The organism is Halomonas saccharevitans, assembly GCF_900116405.1.
Lineage (GTDB): Bacteria > Pseudomonadota > Gammaproteobacteria > Pseudomonadales > Halomonadaceae > Halomonas > Halomonas saccharevitans.
Map to the genome: position 1 here is coordinate 62,051 of NZ_FPAQ01000011.1, position 19,177 is coordinate 81,227.

A 19,177-nucleotide genomic window follows, 5' to 3' on the forward strand; every position below is an offset into this window, starting at 1 on the left:
CCTCTACGAGCCGTTTCCGATGCCTCTCGCTGATGCTGCGTCCTGCTTCCCTTGTATCAGGTCGCGGATAAGCCGCCGCCCCGGGTGCAGGTGATCGACCAGCGGTGCCTCCAGCGGCAGCGGCTCGTCGCAGATCCGTGAGGCGATCAGCTCGGCGCACAGCGGCGCGCTGGCGAGTCCCCGGGAGCCGTGGGCCGCGCTGATCCACAGGCCGCCATGGTGGCGTCCCGGCGTCGCGGGCACCCGGGTGGCGTCCTTGGCAAGCCGTGCATAGTCCGCCGCCCAGGCCTCGGCCACCGGCACCGGGCCCGCGTAGGGCGACTTGTCGGGGCTCGCCGCGCGCACCGCCGCCCGGCCCTCGAACTCGGCCGGGTCGAGCGCCGCACCCGCCTCGCGCAGGGCGGCCACGAAGGCCGGCAGGGTGGCCTCGAGTTCCGCCAGGTTCGCCGCGTGGTCGGCCTCGCGCTCGTCGGTCTCGTCCCGGTTCGGGGCGAAGGTGGCGCCGAAGGTGAGCGTTCCATCGAGGGGCGGTGGCACATAGCCCCCGGCGCAGACCACTCGCTCGAGCGTCGGGGTGCCTTCGGGCAGCGTCAGCCGGCTCACCTGGCCGCGCACCGGCTGCAGCGGCAGCGCCGCCGTCTGGGCGAAGCGGTTGGCCAGCGCCGCGGTGGCGATCACCACCTGATCCGCCGCCAGGCGCTCGCCGTCGGCCATCTCCAGCGTCCAGCCATCGCCCTCCGGCGTCATCTCGACCACCTCCGCTCGGCGGAACTCCACTCCTGGCATGGCCGCCAGCCGTCGGCACAGCGCCGCCGGGCGCACCCAGCCCGCTTCGGGGTAGTAAAGCCCGCCGTGGTCGATCGGCGTGCCGGAAAGTCGCGACGCCTCGTTCGCCGAGACGCCGTGAACCACCCGCTCGGGCAGCGGATGATGGGCCAGGAAGCGCGCCTGGCGGGCCTCTTCCTTGTCGCGCATCGCCAGCTGCAGCACCCCGCAGGGGCGCCATAGTTCCCGCTCGGGATCGAGGGCCTCGAGCAGGCGGCGGCTGTGCAGCAGCCCGGCGAGATACACCCGGCTCTGGGGATTGGTGTCGGCGGCGAGCTTGACGTAGAGCGCCCCCTGGTCATTGCCGGAGCCGCCGCTGCCCGGGCCCTCGCGGTCGACCAGCGTCACCGCCACGCCGCGCCGGGCCAGCGCCGCGGCCACGCTCGTGCCGGCGATGCCCGCTCCGACCACGACCACCCGGCGGGCCGGCCGCGCCGCGGGGGGCGTGAACCAGGGCGTGGCCCCACGGCGACGATCCTCGGGTGGCACGGCGATCTCGCCGGCGAGCATCTCGCGCTTGCGGCCGAACCCCGGCACCTTGCGCCAGGCGAAGCCGGCCGCCTTGAGGCCGCGCTTGACCACCCCGGCGCAGGTAAAGGTGGCGAGTGTCGCGCCGGGGCGCGAGCGGGCGGCCATGGCGGCGAAGAGCTCCGGCTGCCACATCTCGGGGTTCTTCGACGGCGCGAAGCCGTCGAGGAACCAGGCGTCGACCCGGCCGTCGAGCCGCTCGAGCCGCTCGGTGGTGTCGCCGAAGTGCAGGTCGAGGGTGACCCGATCGTCGAGCCACAGCCGGTGCACGCCGGCCACCGGCTCGGGCCACTGGGCGACCAGGCGGGCGGCCCGCTCGGCGAGATCCGGCCAGGCGGCGAGCGCCCGGGCGAGATCTTCCCGCGCCAGGGGAAACTTCTCGGTGGAGATCAGATGCAGCCTCGCCGTTGGCGGGGCATGGGCCTCGAAGCAGGCCCAGGCGCACAGCATGTTGAGCCCGGTGCCGAAGCCGGTCTCGCCGATCACGAAGGGGCGAGGCTCCTGCCAGACCTTGAGGCGCTCGGGCAGTCGGTTGGCGTGGATAAAGACGTGCTCGGTCTCGGCGCGGCCGTCGTGGCGCGAGAAGTAGACGTCGTCGAAGGCCGTGGAGTGGGGCACCTCCTCGTCGCCGTCGTCTCGTCGCCAGTCCAGGCGAGCGATCTGGAGGCCGGCGAGCGGGGGCAGGGCGTCGGGGGCAGCGGTCACGGCGGGGCTCCGGTCGTTCCGGTCACAGGGGGCGGTGATGGGGCGCGTGATGATACAGGACGCGGACACATGGCGCGCTGATCAAGGTTTGATCGATCTCGTCGCGCCGGCACGGCGTCCGGGCTTGGGAAAGGCGTCCGCGGCGTTTCAACAGGCTTGTCCACAGCAGCTGTGGGAAACCGGCTGTGGACAGGCAAGCCTGTGGATGGGGATCAGGGCAGGACCTTCTTGAACGGCTTGACGATCGCCTTGGCGTAGACGCCAGCGATCATGTAAGGGTCGGCATCGGCCCAGGCCTGGGCGCTCTCGAGGCTCTCGAACTCGGCGACCACCAGGCTGCCGGTGAAGCCGGCCTCGCCCGGGTCGTTGCTGTCGATGGCCGGGTGCGGGCCGGCCAGCACCAGGCGGCCCTCGTCGCGCAGCGCCTCGAGGCGAGCCAGGTGATCCGGACGGGCGGCCAGGCGCCGTTCCAGGCTGTTATTCACATCTTCACTGATGATGGCGTAGAGCATCGCGGTTCTTCCTCGTGGTGGGCGGCTCTCGCCGCGGGTGCCGATGGCCCCGTCATTGACCGTCATCGGTCGCGCGAGCACCATGTCGAGATATTCTGACAAACTCATCTGCCGGCGTCATGCCCATGACCGCACCTCCCGCCCGATTCGAGGGCGAACCGCACCGCGTCGATCTGCACATGCACTCCACGGCCTCCGACGGCGCCCTGCCGCCGGCCGAGGTGGTGGCGCTGTGCCGGGCCAAGGGCGTGACCCTGATGGCGCTGACCGACCACGACACCATGGACGGCATCGACGAGGCCGAGGCCGCCGCCCGCGAGCAGGGCATCGGCTTGATCCCCGGCACCGAGCTTTCCACCCAGTGGCGCGGCATCAACATCCACGTGGTGGGCCTGCTGCCCGAGGGGCCGCGGGGCGATCTGGTCGCGGGGCTGGCCGCCCAGGCCGAGGCCCGCGAGCAGCGCTCCTTGCGCATCGCCGAGCGCCTCGAGAAGATCGGCCTGAAGGATGCCCTGGCCCGGGCTCGCGAGCAGGCCGGCAGCGAGCGCCCGCTGGGGCGGCCGGACTTCGCCAAGGCGCTGGTGGCCGCCGGGCTGGTGCCCGATATCGGTACCGCCTTCAAGAAGCACCTCGGCAATGGCAAGGCCGGCGACATCAAGGCGCACTGGCCCTTCCTCGCCACGGCGGTGGCCTGGATCCTCGATGCGGGCGGGGTGGCGGTGCTGGCCCATCCGCTGCGCCACGGCCTGACCCGGCGCAAGCGCGGGCTGCTGCTCGATGACTTCGCCGCCGCCGGCGGCCAGGCCGCGGAGCTGGTCAGCGGCTTCCAGAATCCCGACGTGACCCGCGACCTGGCGCGTCAGCTCCAGGAGCGCGAGCTCTACGGCTCGGTGGGCAGCGACTTCCATTTCCCCGGCGGGCATCTGGCGCCGGGCAGCATGAGCCCGGTGCCGCGCACCGCCACGCCACCGGTATGGGCCCACCCGCGCCTGGCCGGGATCGCCGCCACGGCCGCCGGCCGAGAACGCGCCGGTGGGCCGCAGGCCTGATCGTGCGCTCGGCGGCGCATGTTATCGTGGAGCGACGCCATTTCCGGCCACCCAACAGGGAGCTCGCATGAGCCAGTTCTTTCAGATCCACCCGGACAATCCCCAGAAGCGCCTGATCGACCAGGCGATCCAGATCATTCGCGGCGGCGGGGTGGTCGCCTATCCGACCGATTCCGGCTACGCCCTGGGCTGTCACCTGGGCGACAAGAAGGCCATCGAGAAGATCAAGTGGCTGCGCTCGCTCGACGACAAGCACAATTTCACCCTGATCTGCTCGGATCTCTCGGAGATCGGCACCTATGCCAAGGTGGACAACACGGTCTTTCGGCTGCTGAAGGCTCACACGCCTGGCGCCTACACCTTCATCCTCGATGCCACCACCGAGGTGCCGCGGCTGCTGCTGCACCCCAAGCGCCGCTCCATCGGCGTGCGGGTGCCGGACCACCAGATCACCCGGGCCCTGCTCAGCGCCCTGGGCGAGCCGCTGATGAGCGTGACCCTGATTCCGGTGGGCGAGGAGCTGCCGATGACCGACGCCGAGGAGATCCGCGAGCGCTTCGGCAATGATCTCGACCTGATCATCGACGGCGGCGCCTGCCACCTCGAGCCCACCAGCGTGATCGACCTGCGCGACCTGCCGCCGACCATCCTGCGCGAGGGTCGCGGCGACGTCCGTCCCTTCCAGGCCTGATCCTCCGGATCGATCCCCCGCACCGCCGGCTCAGCGGGCCGGCGGCGTCTCGTCCCTGTCGTCATCCTCGTCTGAGCCTTCCTGGGCCTGATCGGCCAGGCGCGGGTCGGGGGAGTCCTCGTCCAGCCAGGTGCCGCAGCGCAGGCAGTACCGAGCGCGCCGCTCGTGGCGGTCATGGCCGCAGCCCGGGCAGGCCTCGTCGGAGTAGCGGTCGGCGCGGATCGAGCGGATCACCTCGGCGGAGAAGACCCCGGTGGGCACGGCGATGATCGAGTAGCCGATCAGCATCACCATCACCGAGATCGCCTGGCCCAGCGGGGTCACCGGCACGATGTCGCCGTAGCCCACCGTGGTCAGGGTGACCACGGCCCAGTAGATCGCCTTGGGGATACTGGTGAAGCCGGCCTCCTCGGGCTCGATCAGGTAGACGAGCGAGGCGAAGATGGTCACCAGCATGAAGACGGTGAACAGGAACAGAAAGATCTGGTGGCTGCTGCGCTTCAGGGCGTCGATCAAAAGCCGCCCCTCGCCGACGAACTCCATCAGGCGAAGCACGCGGAAGATGCGCAGGGTGCGCAGCAGGCGCACCACCACCAGCGACTGGGCGCCCGGCAGCACCAGCGCCAGCCAGGTCGGCAGGATCGCCACCAGGTCGATGATGCCGTAGAAGCTCTTGAGGTACTGCAGCGGACGCTCGAGGCAGTAGAGGCGCACCGCGAGCTCGAGGGTGAAGGCGATCGTGAAGCCCCACTCGATCCAGTAGAAGAGCGCCGCGTGGCCGTCGCGAAAGGCCGCGACGCTCTCCAGCATCACCACCAGCACGCTGGCGAGAATCGCCACGATCAGGGCGATGTCGAAGGCCTTGGCCGCCGGGGTGTCGGACTCGAAGATGATCTGGAAGACCCGGGTGCGCAGGCCTTCGCCCGCGGGCTTGGGGAGGTGGTTCACGAGCGTCGTCCTTGTGGTGGCGGGCCGGACCTGTCGGGCGGAGTCGGCTGAACTCAGCTCAGCTCGGCGTCTCCGGGCAGCCGGCGGGCCAGGCGCAGCATGTGCCGGCCGAAGGCCGGGGTCAGCCAGCGCTCGGCGTCCAGCGCCTCGGCGAGCGCCCGGGCCTGGTCGCGCCCTGAGGCCTCGCCTGTGCCGTTGTCTCCATCAGCATCATCGCCCAGTTCCGCCAGCCGTTGGAAGGCCCGGCGCGCCTCTAGGCGCCAGGCGTCGTCGCCGGTATCCGCCAGGGCATCCAGCGCTGCGGTGGCGCGGTGCAGCCAGCCGCCGGCGTCGCAGGCCTCGGGCAGCGAGCGCGCGCCGTCGAGCAGGGCGCCGCCCCGGGCCGCCTTGCTGGTGTCCGAGGGGCGCAGCGCCACCCGGTCGGTCAGGGCCTCGGCCAGCGACCAGAGCGCCTCCGGCTCGCCCGCCTTGAGCTCGAGCTCCAGCTCGCGGATCGCCACGGCCCGCTCGCCCGCGCGGATCTCGCCGATATCCAGGGCGAGCTCGATGGTCGCGCCCTCGTGATCGAGCCACCAGGTCTCGCGTTCGAAGTCGGTGGCGAAGCGCGGCGCCAGGCGCTCGAGCAGGCCCGCCTCGCGTTCGGTCATGGGCGGCAGCGCCGCAAGCCCCTCTAGATCGAGGCCCGGACCGGGCACCTCCCACTCCCACTCGCCGCGGGTCGAGAGTCCGCCGCCGCCCTGGCCGCGGGTCTTCAGCGTCTGCAGCAGTCGCCCGTCCGCGCGGCGCAGGCGCAGCGCCATGCGCGCGGCCTCCAGGTCGCCTTCGGGGGTATCGAAGTAGGTGTTGCCCAGCTGGGTAAGCGTCGGTGTCACCCCGGCCAGGCGGGGATGTCGCCTCAGGGCCTCGGCCCCCCCGGCGTCCTCGGTGTCCAGAGCGCCCAGGGCGAGTTTGAGTTCGATCTCGTTGGCCATCGGCAGAGCTACCTCGATTGGATGAATATTGGGTGATTTTTTCATGACGCTGAGGGTGTCAGTCACTATACTGACGCCGCCATTTTTCCAGGTTCATAGATGCCCTATGGTGACATCCAATCCCTTCTCCGCGATGTTCGGCCGCTCGCCATTCCATCCGCTGCTGGCCCACATCGTCAAGGCCAACGCGTGTGCTGACGAGCTGCTGCCCTTCTTCGAGGCGTCCCTGGTGGGCGACTGGGACACCGCAGAGCAGCATCGCGAGACCATCACCCGCCTCGAGCATGAGGCCGATGAGCTCAAGACTGAGCTGCGTCTCAACCTTCCCAATACCATGTTCCTACCGGTATCGCGCTCCGACCTGCTCGACCTGATCAGCGTCCAGGACAAGATTGCCAACAAGGTCCGCGATATCACCGGCATCATGCTCGGTCGTCGCATGCAGATGCCCCAGGAACTGGCCCAGCCGATGCGCGACTACATGCGTACCTCGGTGGCCTGCGTGGCCCAGGCGCGCCACGCCCTCGAGGAGCTCAAGGACCTGCTCGAGTCCGGCTTCGGGCGTAACGTCTCCGACGTGATGCAGAAGCTGATCCGCGGGCTGCACGTGCTCGAGCAGCAGGCCGACAGCCAGCAGGTGGCGATCCGTCGCCAGCTGTTCGAGCTCGAGGATCGCCTGCCGCCGGTGGACGTGATGTTCCTCTACAAGATCATCGATTGGGTGGGCGAGCTCTCCGACCGCGCCGAGCGCGTCGGCAGCCGACTGCAGATCATGACGGCCAACTGAACACAGCGGCCCCGGCGACCCCGGGGCCTCGTTGTTTCGCTCTTCTTCTGACCGCAACAAGGGAACACTCCCTATGTCGATCATTGCTCAGCACGGCGAGGTCTTCATCATCCTCGCCTGTCTCTTCGGCTTCTTCATGGCCTGGGGCGTCGGCGCCAACGACGTGGCCAACGCCATGGGCACCTCGGTGGGCTCCAAGGCCATCACCATCAAGCAGGCGATCATCATCGCCGTGATCTTCGAGTTCCTCGGCGCCTGGTTGGCCGGCGGCGAGGTCACCAACACCATCCGCAAGGGCATCATCGACCCGGAGCTGCTCAAGGAAGATCCCCAGCTGCTGGTCTACGGTATGCTGGCGGCGCTGCTGGCGGCCGCGACCTGGCTGCTGGTCGCCTCGATGAAGGGCTGGCCGGTCTCCACCACCCACTCCATCGTCGGCGCCATCGTCGGCTTCGCGGTGGCGGGCCTCGGCGCCGCCGCCGTGGACTGGGGCGCGGTGGGCACCATCGCCGCCAGCTGGGTGGTCTCGCCGCTGCTGGCCGGCACCATCGCCTTCACGCTCTTCAAGTCGGTCCAGCATCTGATCTTCGAGGCCCCGGATCCCTTCGCCGCGGCCAAGCGCTACGTGCCGATGTACATCTTCCTGGTCGGCTTCGCGGTGACCATGGTGACCCTCACCAAGGGCCTCAAGCACGTCGGCCTGGATCTGAGCTTCGGCGCCAGCCTGCTGCTGGCTATCCTCGCCGGCCTGGCATTCGCGGCGCTCGGTGTGGCCATGGAGCGTCGCGTCAAGGCCTCCAGTCGCCAGACCGATCAGTTCGGCTTCTCCGGGGTAGAGCGGGTCTTCGGCGTGCTGATGATCTTCACCGCCTGCGCCATGGCCTTCGCCCACGGCTCCAACGACGTGGCCAACGCCGTGGGGCCGCTGGCGGCGGTGATCAGCGTGGTGCAGACCGGCGGCGAGGTCGAGGGCGCCGCCCTGGTGCCCTGGTGGGTGCTGGTGCTGGGCGGCGGTGGCATCGTCGTCGGCCTGGTCACCTACGGCCACAAGGTCATCGCCACCGTGGGCACCGGCATCACCGAGCTGACCCCGAGCCGCGGCTTCGCCGCTACCCTCGCGGCCGCCACCACCGTGGTGCTGGCCTCGGGCACCGGCCTGCCGATCTCCACCACCCATACCCTGGTCGGGGCGGTGCTCGGCGTGGGCCTGGCCCGCGGCATGGCGGCGCTCAACCTGCGGGTCATCGGCACCATCGCCATGTCGTGGCTGATCACCCTGCCGGCAGGCGCGGGCCTGGCCATCCTGTTCTTCTTCACCTTGAAAGGCATCTTCGGCTAGTACGCTCTCGCCTGGACGCCCAGACGGCGGCATCACCTCGGTGGTGCCGCCGTTTTCGTCGCTCTGATATAGTGACGTTTTACCTACCCTCGTTCACCTGCTGCCGGAGTGCGGCCTTGGATACTCGTTTCCCCTTCGTCGACTGGTTTCGCAACTCCTCGCCCTACATCAACGCCCATCGGGGACGAACCTTCGTCATCCTGATCGAGGGGGAGGCCATGGCGAGCGGTCGAGGCGAGCAGCTGATCCAGGACCTGGCGCTGCTGCATACCCTGGGCGTGCGCCTGGTGGTGGTGTTCGGCATTCGTCCCCAGGTACAGCAGGCGCTGGATGAGGCCGGCATCGTGCCGACTCGACATCGGGGACGCTGGGTGGCCGATGAGGCGATCATGGCCCAGGTCGAGCGCATCGCCGCCGAGCAGCGGCTGTGGCTGGAGGCGCGGCTCTCGCCGGGCCTGCCCAACACGCCGCTGCACGGGATCGAGATGACCGTGGTCTCCGGCAACCTGGTGATGGCCAAGCCGCTGGGCGTGCGTGACGGCGTCGACTTCGACCGCAGCGGCGAGGTGCGCCGGGTACGCGACCAGGCGGTCGAGGGCCTGCTCGAGCGCGGCGCCCTGGTAGTGCTGCCGCCGCTGGGCTTCTCCAGCACCGGCGAGGTCTTCGATCTGGACGCCGCCGAGGTGGCGCATCATGCCGCCACCTCGCTTTCCGCCGACAAGCTGATCCTGCTCGGCGAGGCCAGCGGTCTGGTCGACGCCAGCGGTCGGCTGCAGCGCCAGCTGACCCCGGCCGAGGCTGCGCCGCTGCTCACCCAGGCCGATCCCGCCAGCGAGCTGGCCCGCCATCTGGGCGCGGCCTGCGCGGCGGCGCGTCACGGGGTCGCCCGCACCCACCTGCTCTCCTGGCATGATCACGACGCGCTGCTCGGTGAGCTGTTCACCCGCGACGGCGTGGGCACCATGATCACCGAGCATCGCTACGAGCAGCTGCGCCCGGCGGAACTCGGCGACATCGGCGGGCTGCTGGAGCTGCTCGAGCCCCTGGAGTCGCGGGGGATGCTGGTGCCGCGCTCCCGCGAGCGGCTGGAATACGAGATCGACGACTACCTGGTGATCGATCGCGACGGCATGATCATCGGCTGCGCCGCCCTGCACGCCTTCGGCGAGGCCGAGATGGGCGAGCTGGCCTGCGTGGCGGTGCACGACGACTATCGGGGCGGCGCGCGCGGCGAGCGACTGCTCGCCGAGATCGAGCGCCGGGCCCATCGCCTCGGGCTCTCGTCGCTGTTCGCCCTCACTACTCATACCACCCACTGGTTCTTCGAGCACGACTTTCGCCTGGCCGACATCGAGGCGCTTCCCACCCTGCGCCGCGACACCTACAGCCACGCCCGCAAGTCCAAGATCCTGATCAAGACCCTCGCCTGAGCGGCCGGACCGTCGCCGCGAGGCGTCGCCCGCGGCGCGGCGTCTCCGCCGGGGAACGCCATAACTTTTTGATAAAAAAAGTTTTTTGGTGTGTCGTCCGAAAGGTGTCGCCGTTTGGCGACGAAAAATCCCGTTTTCGACCCCGCTTCTCCCCGCGAGGGCCTTCCACGCCCGCCCGTCGCGCTTCCTTGTCTATATAAATCATTGATTTTTATAGTAAGATTGGAGTTTTGGCACGCTCATGGCATTGAGTTGGGTGAGCAAGGAAAACGGTTCATACGGCTCGATCCGTTTTCCGGTTGCCGAGGGGGCGCCGCGTCATCACTACCCTGTGCGTCCGGTCCCCCGAACGCGACCAGTGTCTGCTCCAAGCGATGTGTGACTTTAGGTTGCGATGAGACGGTGCCGCCGAAAGGCAAGGATCGGCATCGAGAGGGCAAGGATGCCCTGGCAAGGATGCCTCTCCCCCGCGGGTCACGACCCGTCAGGAGGGATCGAATCGCGCGGTATCGCCCTTGCGGCGCTGCCGCCAGTCACGAGGCGGGGTGGCCAAGCGGTCGCCCGCATGAGAACGACTAGCCCCTGGTGGCCGATGGCGTTCGCATGGCTTCGAGGGCCCCTGGCCCCTGGTGAGGTCAACGGTGGACGAACCAGGTCGTCGACCGGTGGCATTTCCAGACCCTTCAGTTCCCTGCGTATTGGGCCGGCCATGCCGGCCCTTTTTTTTCGCCTGCGGGTGAGGCCGAACGATCGCGAGGCGCTCGGCCGATCTCTGGTATCCTTAGGGATGGACGATGGTGGTTCCCTTTACCCTCCTGCAAAGAACGCTGTCCATGACCACAGCCGTTACGCGCCGCTGGCGCCCGCGCTCGCTGCTACAGCTGGTGCTGCTGGCCTTTCTAGTGGTGATGCTGCCGCTGGCGGTGCTGATGATCCAGGCCGGTCAGGCGCTCTCGGAGCTCTCGCGCCTGGCCGATGTGAGTGCCCGCCAGGCGGTGGAGGAGACCCGGCGTGCCCGCTCGCTGGGGGCGCTGGCGCTGGAGATGGAGCGCGGCGCCCGCCAGTATGCGGTGGTCGAACAGCAGGGACTGCTGGAGATCTTCGACGAGCGCCTCGCGGAGTTCCGGCAGCTGCTGGCCCAGCAGCGCCGGTTGCTGCCGAATGATCCCCACGTGGCGGCGCTGGAGGAGGCGCTGGACGGCCTCGCCGAGCTGCCCGACCTGCCGCTCGAGGCCTTCAAGGCGCGGCTTGGCGACTTCCTGCCCTTCGCCGCGCACACCGAGGCGATGCGCCAGGCCACCAATCGGCGCATCGACGAGCGTATCGACGCCATCAGTGCCCGCGCCGAGGACGTGCAGATCCGCCTGTGGTGGCAGACCGCGGCGCTGGTCTCCGCGAGCCTGGTGCTGATGCTGCTGTTCACGCGGCTGATCATCCAGCCGATCCGCCAGCTCGAGCGGCGCATCCTCGGCATCGGCAGCCTGGGCGGCGACACCGAGCGCCACCAGAGCCCCCTCAAGGGGCCGGCGGAGCTGGTCACTCTGGGCGAGCGCCTGGACTGGCTGGCCTCGCGGCTCGACGACCTCGAAGCCCAGAAGCAGCAGTTCCTGCGCCACATGTCCCACGAGCTCAAGACGCCGCTGGCCAGCGTGCGCGAGGGTTCGTCGCTGCTCGCCGATGGCGTGGCCGGCGAGGTCACGCCGCGCCAGCGCGAGGTCCTCGACCTGATCGATACCAGCGGGCGTGAGCTGCAGCAGCTGATCGAGCAGCTGCTCGACTACAACCTGCTCAAGCACAGCCGTCAGCTCGACATCGCCCGGCTGGACGTCGCCACCGTGGTCAGGGAAGTGCTGGCCAAGCATCGCCTGGCGCTCGACAACAAGGAGATGCGAGTCACGGCCTTCCACGGCCCGCTTAACTGGGCGCTCGACGGTACCGCCACCTCGCGGGTGCTCGATAACCTCATCTCCAACGCCGTGGCCTACGGTGAGGATGGCGGCGAACTCGAGATCCGCGCCCGCGCGCTGCCGGATCGCCTGGTGATCGAGGTGGCCAACAGCGGCGAGCCGATCGCCGAGGAGGATCGTGAGCGGCTCTTCGATGCCTTCTACCAGGGGCGCGTGCGCCGCAAGGGGCCGCTCAAGGGCTCCGGCATCGGCCTCTCGGTGGCCGCCGACTGCGCCCGGCTTCAGCAGGGCCGCCTGGAGCTGGTGGAAGACCCGCGGCTGGCGGTGTGCTTCCGGCTCACCCTGCCCTGGCCGACCCCGCTGCCCGAGCGGGGCGACGAGACCCCGAGACCCGCCCTGGTGGGTGACGACGCAAGGAAGGATCTGTCATGACCCTACGCCCCTGGCTCACGTGCCTGACCACACTGTGGCTTGCCGGATGTCAGTACCTGCCCACGCCGCTCCCTTCCAGCGGCGTGTCGATGCCGAATACCGCCCAGGGCACGCTCTCCTGCACGGACGCGCTTCCGGACTTCGACGACGACGAGTGCCTGATGCCCGAGTGGGTGGCCTTCGGTCTGGCCTCTCAGCGCGGCGACCGGGCCTGGCGTGAAGCTACCCTGGCGAGCCTCGCGGGCGAGGCCAAGCAGCGCCGCCTGTCGCGCGCCGTGCTGCTCTCCTGGGGCAGTGAGCAGCAGTGGGACCGTGCCTCGGAGCTCTACAAGGCCGACCTGGCGAGCGCCCCGGCCGAGCTGCAGCCGCTGCTGCGCTACTGGCTCAACGAGCTGGAAGGGCGCCGGCGCCTGGCCGGCCAGCTGGCCGAGCGGCGCCGCGCCCTTGACGCTGCCGCGGAGGAAAACGCAGCGCTCACCGAGGAGCTTGAGGCCATGGCCGAGAAGCTCGAGCAGCTCACCGCCATCGAACAGAACATCAACCTGCGACAGCAGAGTGAATAACCCCGGAGAGACGACATGAAGCAGACCGGACGCCTGGCCCACGCCGGCGATCATGGCGCGCACATCCTGCTGGTCGACGACGACGTCAGCCTGTTGAAACTGCTGGGCATGCGGCTCGAGAGTCGTGGCTATCGCGTTACCACCGCCGAGAGCGGACGCGAGGCCCTCAAGCGGCTGGAGGTCGCGCGCCCGGATCTGGTGCTCTCCGACCTGCGCATGGATGAAATGGACGGCCTGGCGCTGTTCCAGGAGATCCAGCGCCGGCTGCCGGGGCTGCCGGTGATCATTCTCACCGCCCACGGCTCGATTCCCGATGCGGTGAGTGCCACCCGCCAAGGGGTGTTCGGCTTTTTGACCAAGCCGGTCGATCGCGACGAGCTGTTCTCGGCCATTGGCGACGCCCTGGCCCAGACCTCCACCCCCGCCACCGAGGGCGACGATCGCTGGCGCGAGGCCATCATCACCCGCAGCCCCGAGATGGAGCGCATCCTCGAGCAGGCGCGCATGGTCGCCGCCTCGGACGTCAGCGTGCTGGTCACCGGCGCCTCGGGGTCGGGCAAGGAGCTGCTCGCCGGCGCCATCCACAAGGCGAGCTCGCGGGCCGACAAGCCCTTCGTGGCGATCAACTGCGGGGCGCTGCCCGAGCAGCTGCTGGAGAGCGAGCTGTTCGGCCACGCCCGGGGCGCCTTCACCGGGGCGGTGAGCGAGCATCAGGGCCTCTTCCAGGCGGCCGACGGCGGCACTCTGTTCCTCGACGAGATCGGCGACATGCCGATGACCCTGCAGGTGAAGCTGCTGCGCGCCCTGCAGGAGCGCCAGATCCGACCGCTCGGCTCGACCACCTCGGTGCCCATCGACGTGCGCATCATCTCGGCGACCCACCGTGACCTGGATCGCGCCATGCACGAGGGCGAGTTCCGCGAGGACCTCTACTACCGACTCAACGTAGTTAACCTGCGCCTGCCGCCGCTCAAGGAGCGCGCCGAGGACGTGCCCCTGCTCGCCAAGCACCTGGTCGCCCAGGCCGCCGCGCGGCACAAGCCCTTCGTCAAGGGTTTCTCGCCGGAGGCGCTCAACCTGCTGGCCACCTCGGCCTGGCCCGGCAACGTGCGCCAGCTGGTCAACGTGGTGGAGCAGTGCGTGGCCCTGACCACCTCGCCGATGATCCCCGAGGGGCTGGTCTCCCAGGCGCTGGTGGCCGAGGAAAATGCCATGCCCACCTTCAACGATGCCCGGGCCGGCTTCGAGCGCAGCTACCTGGTCAAGGTGCTGAAGATCACCGAGGGCAACGTCACCCAGGCGGCGCGCATCGCCGGGCGCAACCGCACCGACTTCTACAAGCTGCTGGCCCGCCACGAGCTCGAGCCCGGCGCCTTCAAGCCCGCCGCGCGCCAGGCCGAGCACCACTAGCGACCCGCCGCTAGGGCGCGGCCGGCCTTTACCGGCCGCGCCCGAGCAGGCTCGGCCTCGCGAGTTTATGTCCTCACAACGCAAGACCCCCTGCCGAGGCAGGGGGTCGTTGTCGTGCGCGGATGAACGGTACCGTCTTACTCGGGCAGCTTGGTGCGGCGCAGGTAGGGGAAGATGGTCTCGTACTCGCCGAACTTCGCCGTGGCATCCTCGTTGGAGACGGTCGGCGGGATGATCACGTCCTCGCCGACGGTCCAGTCGGCCGGGGTGGCCACGCCCTTGCCGTTGGCGGTCTGCAGGGCATCCAGGGCACGCATCACCTCGGAGAAGTTGCGGCCCACGTTCATCGGGTAGGTCATGGTCAGCTTGAGCTGCTTGTCCGGACCGATGATGAACACCGAGCGCACGGTGGCGCTGTCGGCCGGGGTGCGGCCGTCCGGCAGATAGGCCTCGGCCGGCAGCATGTCGAACAGCTTGGCGACCTTGAGATCCTCGTCGGCGATGATCGGGAAGCCGACCTCGCAGCTGGCGTAGCTCGAGATGTCGTTGATCCACTTCTTGTGGTCTTCCACGCCGTCCACGGAGACGCCGATCACCTTGGTGCCGCGCTTCTGCCACTCATCGTTGAGCTTGGCCACGGCGCCGAACTCGGTGGTGCAGACCGGCGTGAAGTCCTTCGGATGCGAGAACAGGATGGTCCAGCTATCGCCCATCCACTCGTGGAAGCGGATGGGGCCCTGGCTGGTCTCGGCCTCGAAGTCGGGTACAACGTCGTTGATGCGCAGTGACATGGTGCAACTCCCTTTCTTGGGGTGGGTGAAGCTGCCGGCCCGCCTCCTGCCCCGCAGGTAGCGATGGCCGTTCGGATACTCCCCTCATTGTCGGGGCTGTCGGCCGTCTCGACAACGGCCAGGCCCGGCCTTCTCGTACTTTGATGTTTTAACGTTAGACGATGTAAAGCGCTCGCGACCACCTTCCCTCGCGGGCACTGACTAGTCGTCGCGCTCATCGAGCACCCGCAGGGCGAGGCGCCCCTCGCCCAGGCGCGCCTCGAGGCGCTGGTCGGCGACGGTGTCCGCCGCGCGGCGCACCACCTGGCCCCGCTCGTCCTCGAGGATCGCATAGCCGCGTCCCAGCACCGCCAGTGGGCTCACCGCCTGCAGCTCGCGGGCGATCCCGCCCAGCCGCTCGCGGTGGCGGGCGAGCGCCCTCGGCATCGCCTGATGCAGGCGCTGGGTGGCGCGCTCGAGGCGCTGCCCGGCCTGTTGCGTGAGCCGGTCCGGCGAGCGCAGGGCCAGGCGCTGGTGCAGGTGGCGGGCTCGGCGGTGCTCCTGGTCGAGGCGTGCCCGCATGGCTCGGCGCAGCCGCGCCTCCAGCTGATCGAGCTGCCGGCGGCGCGACGCCAGCACCTCGCCGGGGTGGCGCAGCCGGGCGCGCAGGTGATCCAGGCGCTGGGCGTCGCTGTCCAGGCGAGCGCGCTGGGCGCGGGTCAGCCGCTCGGCCAGCCGCTCGAGGCGGTGGAGGCGTTCGCGGCGGTCGGGCACCAGCTGCTCGGCCGCGGCCGAGGGCGTGGGGGCGCGCGCATCGGCGGCGAAGTCGGCAAGCGTCACGTCCACCTCATGGCCCACCGCCGCCATCACCGGCAGCCGGGAGTGGAAGATCGCCCGGGCCAGGTGTTCGTCGTTGAACGCCCACAGGTCCTCCAGGCTGCCGCCGCCGCGGGTGATCAGGATGGCATCGCGGGCGGGGTCCAGCGCCTGCTGACGGTTGAGCAGCCCCAGGGCCCCGATCATCGCCGGCGCCGCCTCGCGGCCCTGCACCGGCACCGGAATCAGCGTGACCTGGACCAGCGGCCAGCGCGCCGCCAGCACCGCCAGCACGTCGCGGATCGCCGCGCCGGTGGCCGAGGTGAGCACCAGCAGGTGGCGCGGCGGGAAGGGCAGGGGACGCGCGTTGGCGAACACCCCCTCGGCGGCGAGGCGCGCCTTGAGGCGCTCATAGGCGGCCAGCAGCTCGCCTTCGCCCGCCGCGCGCACCGCCTCGACGATCAGCTGATAGTCGCCGCGCGGCTCGAACAGCGACACCTGGCCGCGCACCTTGACGCGGTCGCCGTCGCGCATCGGCGCGGCGACGAAGCGTGCTCGGGTGCGAAACAGCGCGCAGCGCAGCTGGGCCTTGTCGTCCTTGAGGGTGAAGTAGACGTGCCCCGAGCTCGGCCGCGACACCCCGGAGAGCTCGCCCTCCACCCACACCTCGCCGACGTCCTGCTCGAGCGCGCGCCGGGCGTGCCGGTTGAGCTCACTGACGGAGAGCGCCTCGCTATCGCTTCCGGGATCAAGGGGCGTGTCGTTGAGGGGTGGCGGCATGGGCAAGTCTCCGGCGGGAACGCCGCCCAGCCTAGCATGGATGGCGCCGCCGGCCGGAGGTCGACCGGCGGGTTGGCACCGCTAGGCGCTCAGCCGCCGGCAGGCGCCCAACAGCACCGGCATCAGCAGGATCAGCACCGTGATGCGCAGCAGGTGATGGGCGGTCACGAAGGCCGGGTCGATGCCCAGCGACAGCGCCACCAGGCTCAGCTCCGGCGCCCCGCCCGGCATGTAGGCGAGCAGCGCCGCGGGAAGCGACACCCCCGTCGCCGCGTGGATTGCCCAGGCGGCGAGGATGGCGATCGCCAGCAGGCCCAGCGCCTGCAGCGCGGCCATCGCCAGGGTATGGCCCAGTGTGGAAAGCGCGGTTCCCGTGAAGCGCACGCCCACCGAGACGCCGATGATCGCCTGGGCCAGGGCGATCAGCGTCGGCGGCAGGGCCGCGTGGGTCAGCCCCGTCAGGTGCAGCGCCGACGAGACCAGCGCCGGGCCGAACAGCAGGGCGTTGGGCAGGCGCAGTCGCCTACCGAGCCAGGCGCCCAGCACCCCGGCTCCGGCCAGCCAGGCGGCATCTACCGGGCCGGGCAACCACAGCCACCGGCCCGGGTCCGGGGTGGCGGCGCTCAGGCTGACGTGACCGATGCCGTCGAGCACCGGCGGAATGGCGACCAGCAGCACCAGGATGCGCACCGCGTGGGTTATGCCGACCACCCGCAGGTCGGCATCGGAGGAGAGCGCCATGCCGGTGACCGCTGAGACCCCGCCGGGGACCCCGGCGTAGAGGGCGGTATCCAGCGAGTGGCCGGCGATGCGCCGCGAGAACCACACCGAGAAGAGCATCATCACCGCCGTGGCCCCGAGCATCGCCGCCAGGCTCAGGCCCCACAGCCCCAGATCGCCGGACAGCTCCGGGGTGAAGGCCGCGCCCAGCATCACCCCGATCACCACCAGCACGCCCTGACGACCGCGTCCCGGCGAGCGCAGCCGCGCGCCGGAAAGGCTCGCCAGGGTGGTGGCGAGCATGGCGCCGAGCAGCCAGGGCAGCGGCAGATCAACGGTGAAGGCCGCCGCCCCGCCGGCGAGGCCGAGTGCCAGGGTGGGCAGGAAGCGCAGCAGGGCGGGAAGGGCAGAGGGCAAGGCAAGAGGCACGTCGGAGGTCTCCGGTCGAAACGTCTCGGGCCCGCTTGAGCGGGCCCGAGGCAGTGTTAGCCGGCGTGGCGGCGAGCGCGTGCGGCTAGCAGCTTCGGCACCAGCCAGGGCAGCACCAGCAGCGCGGCGGCGGCGACCCACAGCCCCAGCGAGATGCCGGACTGCCACAGGATGCCCGTATCGCCGCCGCTGATCGACAGCGCCCGGCGCAGGTTCTGCTCCATCAGCCCGCCCAGCACGTAGCCCAGGATCACCGGGGCCAGCGAGAAGCCGAGCTTGCGCAACAGGTAGCCGAACACGCCGATCAGCAGCATCAGGTAGATGGCGGTCAGGTCCGAGTGCAGCTGGTAGACGCCGACGAAGGCCAGGATGGCGATGGCCGGCACCAGCACCCAGCGCGGGATGGTCAGCACCCGGGCGAACACCCCGGCCAGCGGCAGGTTGAGCGCCAGCAGCACGATGTTGCCGATGTAGAGCGAGGCGATCAGGCCGCCGGCGACCTCGGGCCGCTCGGTGAACATCATCGGCCCGGGGGTGATGTTGTAGAGCATCAGCGCGCCGAGCAGCACGGCGGTGGTACCGGAGCCGGGGATGCCCAGCGTCAGCATCGGCACGAAGGAGCCCGCCGCCGCGGCGTTGTTGGCCGACTCCGGGGCCGCCAGGCCGCGCATGTCGCCCTTGCCGAAGGTGCCTTCTTTGTCGGAGAGGCGCTTCTCGGTGGTGTAGGAGACCGCGCCGGCCACCGAGGCCCCGGTGCCGGGCAGCACGCCGATGATGAAGCCGAGCAGCCCCGAACGCCACATGGCGCCCTTGCAGTAGAGCACTTCCTTGAGGCTGACGAAGACCCGGCCCAGCGGCGGCAGCTCGCCGTCGCTGTCCTGGCGGTGGGCGTGTTCGAGCATCAGCAGGATCTCGCTGATCGCGAACAGGCCGATGATCATCACCACGAAGTCGATGCCGTCGTAGAGTTCGGGCATGCCGAAGGTGTAGCGCATCACGCCGGTGCCGGAATCGACGCCCACGGTGGCGATCAGCACGCCCAGCACCGCGCCGATGGCGGTCTTGATCGGGTCCTTGCCCATCATCACCGACATCGACGAGAAGGCGAACACCATCAGCGCGAAGAACTCGGCGGGGCCGAACATCACCGCGATCTCGGCGAGCAGCGGCGCGAACAGCGTCAGGCCGATGATGGCGATGGTCGCGCCGACGAAGGAGCTCACCGCCGAGAGGCCGAGCGCCGGGCCGGCCAGGCCCTTCTTGGCCAGCGGATGGCCGTCGAGCGTGGTCATCACCGCGCCGGCATCGCCCGGCACGTTGAGCAGGATGCTCGACATCCGCCCGCCATACTCGGCGCCGGTGTAGATGCCGGCCAGCAGGATCAGCGCCGACTCGGCCGGCAGGCCCAGGGTGTAGGCCAGCGGCATCAGGATGGCGATGCCGTTGATCGGCCCGATGCCCGGCAGCGCCCCGAACAGGGTGCCGAGCAGCGCGCCGAGGAAGGCCAGCCCCAGGTTGAGCGGCGTCAGGGCGACGCCGAAGCCCTCGATCAGGAAGTCGAACAT

Annotated in this window: 16 protein-coding genes; 8 read left to right on the plus strand and 8 right to left on the minus strand. The window is 69.9% G+C overall.

Going from position 1 to position 19,177, the window contains the following annotated elements; genetic code table 11:
- Nucleotides 1–3 precede the first annotated feature (3 nt).
- Both mnmC and BM388_RS06995 read right to left on the minus strand, forming a co-directional pair.
- A complete protein-coding gene (gene mnmC / locus BM388_RS06990; protein WP_089848536.1) occupies nt 4–2,058 on the minus strand; it encodes a bifunctional tRNA (5-methylaminomethyl-2-thiouridine)(34)-methyltransferase MnmC2/FAD-dependent 5-carboxymethylaminomethyl-2-thiouridine(34) oxidoreductase MnmC1 in 2,055 nt (684 codons plus the stop codon).
- A 212-nt stretch (nt 2,059–2,270) separates the two neighbouring features.
- Nucleotides 2,271–2,570: a YciI family protein gene (locus BM388_RS06995; RefSeq protein ID WP_089848538.1), complete on the minus strand. Its 300-nt coding sequence runs from the start codon at nt 2,568–2,570 to the stop codon at nt 2,271–2,273.
- Between the two features lie 119 nt (nt 2,571–2,689).
- Between BM388_RS06995 and BM388_RS07000 the strand changes: the two genes are divergently transcribed.
- The gene (locus tag BM388_RS07000; protein ID WP_089848539.1) at nt 2,690–3,619 is read left to right on the plus strand and encodes a PHP domain-containing protein; all 930 of its coding nucleotides are present in this window, start codon (nt 2,690–2,692) and stop codon (nt 3,617–3,619) included.
- Between the two features lie 67 nt (nt 3,620–3,686).
- On the plus strand, nt 3,687–4,310 hold the full coding sequence (locus tag BM388_RS07005; protein ID WP_089848541.1) for an L-threonylcarbamoyladenylate synthase: 624 nt from the start codon (nt 3,687–3,689) through the stop codon (nt 4,308–4,310).
- 30 nt (nt 4,311–4,340) lie between these two features.
- Here BM388_RS07005 and BM388_RS07010 read toward each other — a convergent pair whose 3' ends face one another.
- Both BM388_RS07010 and BM388_RS07015 read right to left on the minus strand, forming a co-directional pair.
- Nucleotides 4,341–5,258, minus strand: coding sequence for an ion transporter (locus BM388_RS07010; RefSeq protein ID WP_089848543.1), 918 nt, complete (start codon nt 5,256–5,258; stop codon nt 4,341–4,343).
- Nucleotides 5,259–5,311: 53 nt separating this feature from the next.
- Nucleotides 5,312–6,229: a CYTH domain-containing protein gene (locus BM388_RS07015; RefSeq protein WP_089848545.1), complete on the minus strand. Its 918-nt coding sequence runs from the start codon at nt 6,227–6,229 to the stop codon at nt 5,312–5,314.
- A gap of 106 nt (nt 6,230–6,335) precedes the next feature.
- Between BM388_RS07015 and BM388_RS07020 the strand changes: the two genes are divergently transcribed.
- The 6 genes from BM388_RS07020 (at nt 6,336) to glrR (ending at nt 14,097) form a co-directional block, all read left to right on the plus strand.
- Entirely contained in the window at nt 6,336–7,016 is a 681-nt protein-coding gene (locus BM388_RS07020) for a TIGR00153 family protein (protein ID WP_089848547.1), read from the plus strand.
- A gap of 73 nt (nt 7,017–7,089) precedes the next feature.
- Nucleotides 7,090–8,355, plus strand: a complete 1,266-nt coding sequence (locus tag BM388_RS07025; RefSeq protein WP_089848549.1) for an inorganic phosphate transporter — start codon at nt 7,090–7,092, stop codon at nt 8,353–8,355.
- Nucleotides 8,356–8,471: 116 nt separating this feature from the next.
- Nucleotides 8,472–9,785, plus strand: coding sequence for an amino-acid N-acetyltransferase (gene argA / locus BM388_RS07030; protein ID WP_089848551.1), 1,314 nt, complete (start codon nt 8,472–8,474; stop codon nt 9,783–9,785).
- Between the two features lie 833 nt (nt 9,786–10,618).
- Nucleotides 10,619–12,124 (plus strand): sensor histidine kinase, encoded by a 1,506-nt coding sequence (locus BM388_RS07035; RefSeq protein WP_089848553.1) that lies wholly within the window; start codon nt 10,619–10,621, stop codon nt 12,122–12,124.
- Nucleotides 12,121–12,687 carry a hypothetical protein gene (locus BM388_RS07040; protein WP_089848555.1) on the plus strand — a complete coding sequence of 189 codons (567 nt, stop codon included), beginning with the start codon at nt 12,121–12,123 and terminating at the stop codon, nt 12,685–12,687. The genes BM388_RS07035 and BM388_RS07040 overlap by 4 nt, the downstream gene beginning before the upstream one ends.
- A gap of 15 nt (nt 12,688–12,702) precedes the next feature.
- Nucleotides 12,703–14,097, plus strand: a complete 1,395-nt coding sequence (gene glrR / locus BM388_RS07045; RefSeq protein WP_089848557.1) for a two-component system response regulator GlrR — start codon at nt 12,703–12,705, stop codon at nt 14,095–14,097.
- A 137-nt stretch (nt 14,098–14,234) separates the two neighbouring features.
- Here glrR and BM388_RS07050 read toward each other — a convergent pair whose 3' ends face one another.
- The 4 genes from BM388_RS07050 to BM388_RS07065 all read right to left on the minus strand — a co-directional run bounded on the left by BM388_RS07050 (nt 14,235) and on the right by BM388_RS07065 (nt 19,177).
- Nucleotides 14,235–14,888, minus strand: a complete 654-nt coding sequence (locus BM388_RS07050) for a peroxiredoxin (RefSeq protein ID WP_089848559.1) — start codon at nt 14,886–14,888, stop codon at nt 14,235–14,237.
- A 201-nt stretch (nt 14,889–15,089) separates the two neighbouring features.
- Nucleotides 15,090–16,463, minus strand: a complete 1,374-nt coding sequence (xseA, locus tag BM388_RS07055; RefSeq protein WP_089848561.1) for an exodeoxyribonuclease VII large subunit — start codon at nt 16,461–16,463, stop codon at nt 15,090–15,092.
- 81 nt (nt 16,464–16,544) lie between these two features.
- Nucleotides 16,545–17,612: an AbrB family transcriptional regulator gene (locus BM388_RS07060; protein WP_245781479.1), complete on the minus strand. Its 1,068-nt coding sequence runs from the start codon at nt 17,610–17,612 to the stop codon at nt 16,545–16,547.
- 56 nt (nt 17,613–17,668) lie between these two features.
- Nucleotides 17,669–19,177, minus strand: a complete 1,509-nt coding sequence (locus BM388_RS07065; protein ID WP_089848565.1) for a tripartite tricarboxylate transporter permease — start codon at nt 19,175–19,177, stop codon at nt 17,669–17,671.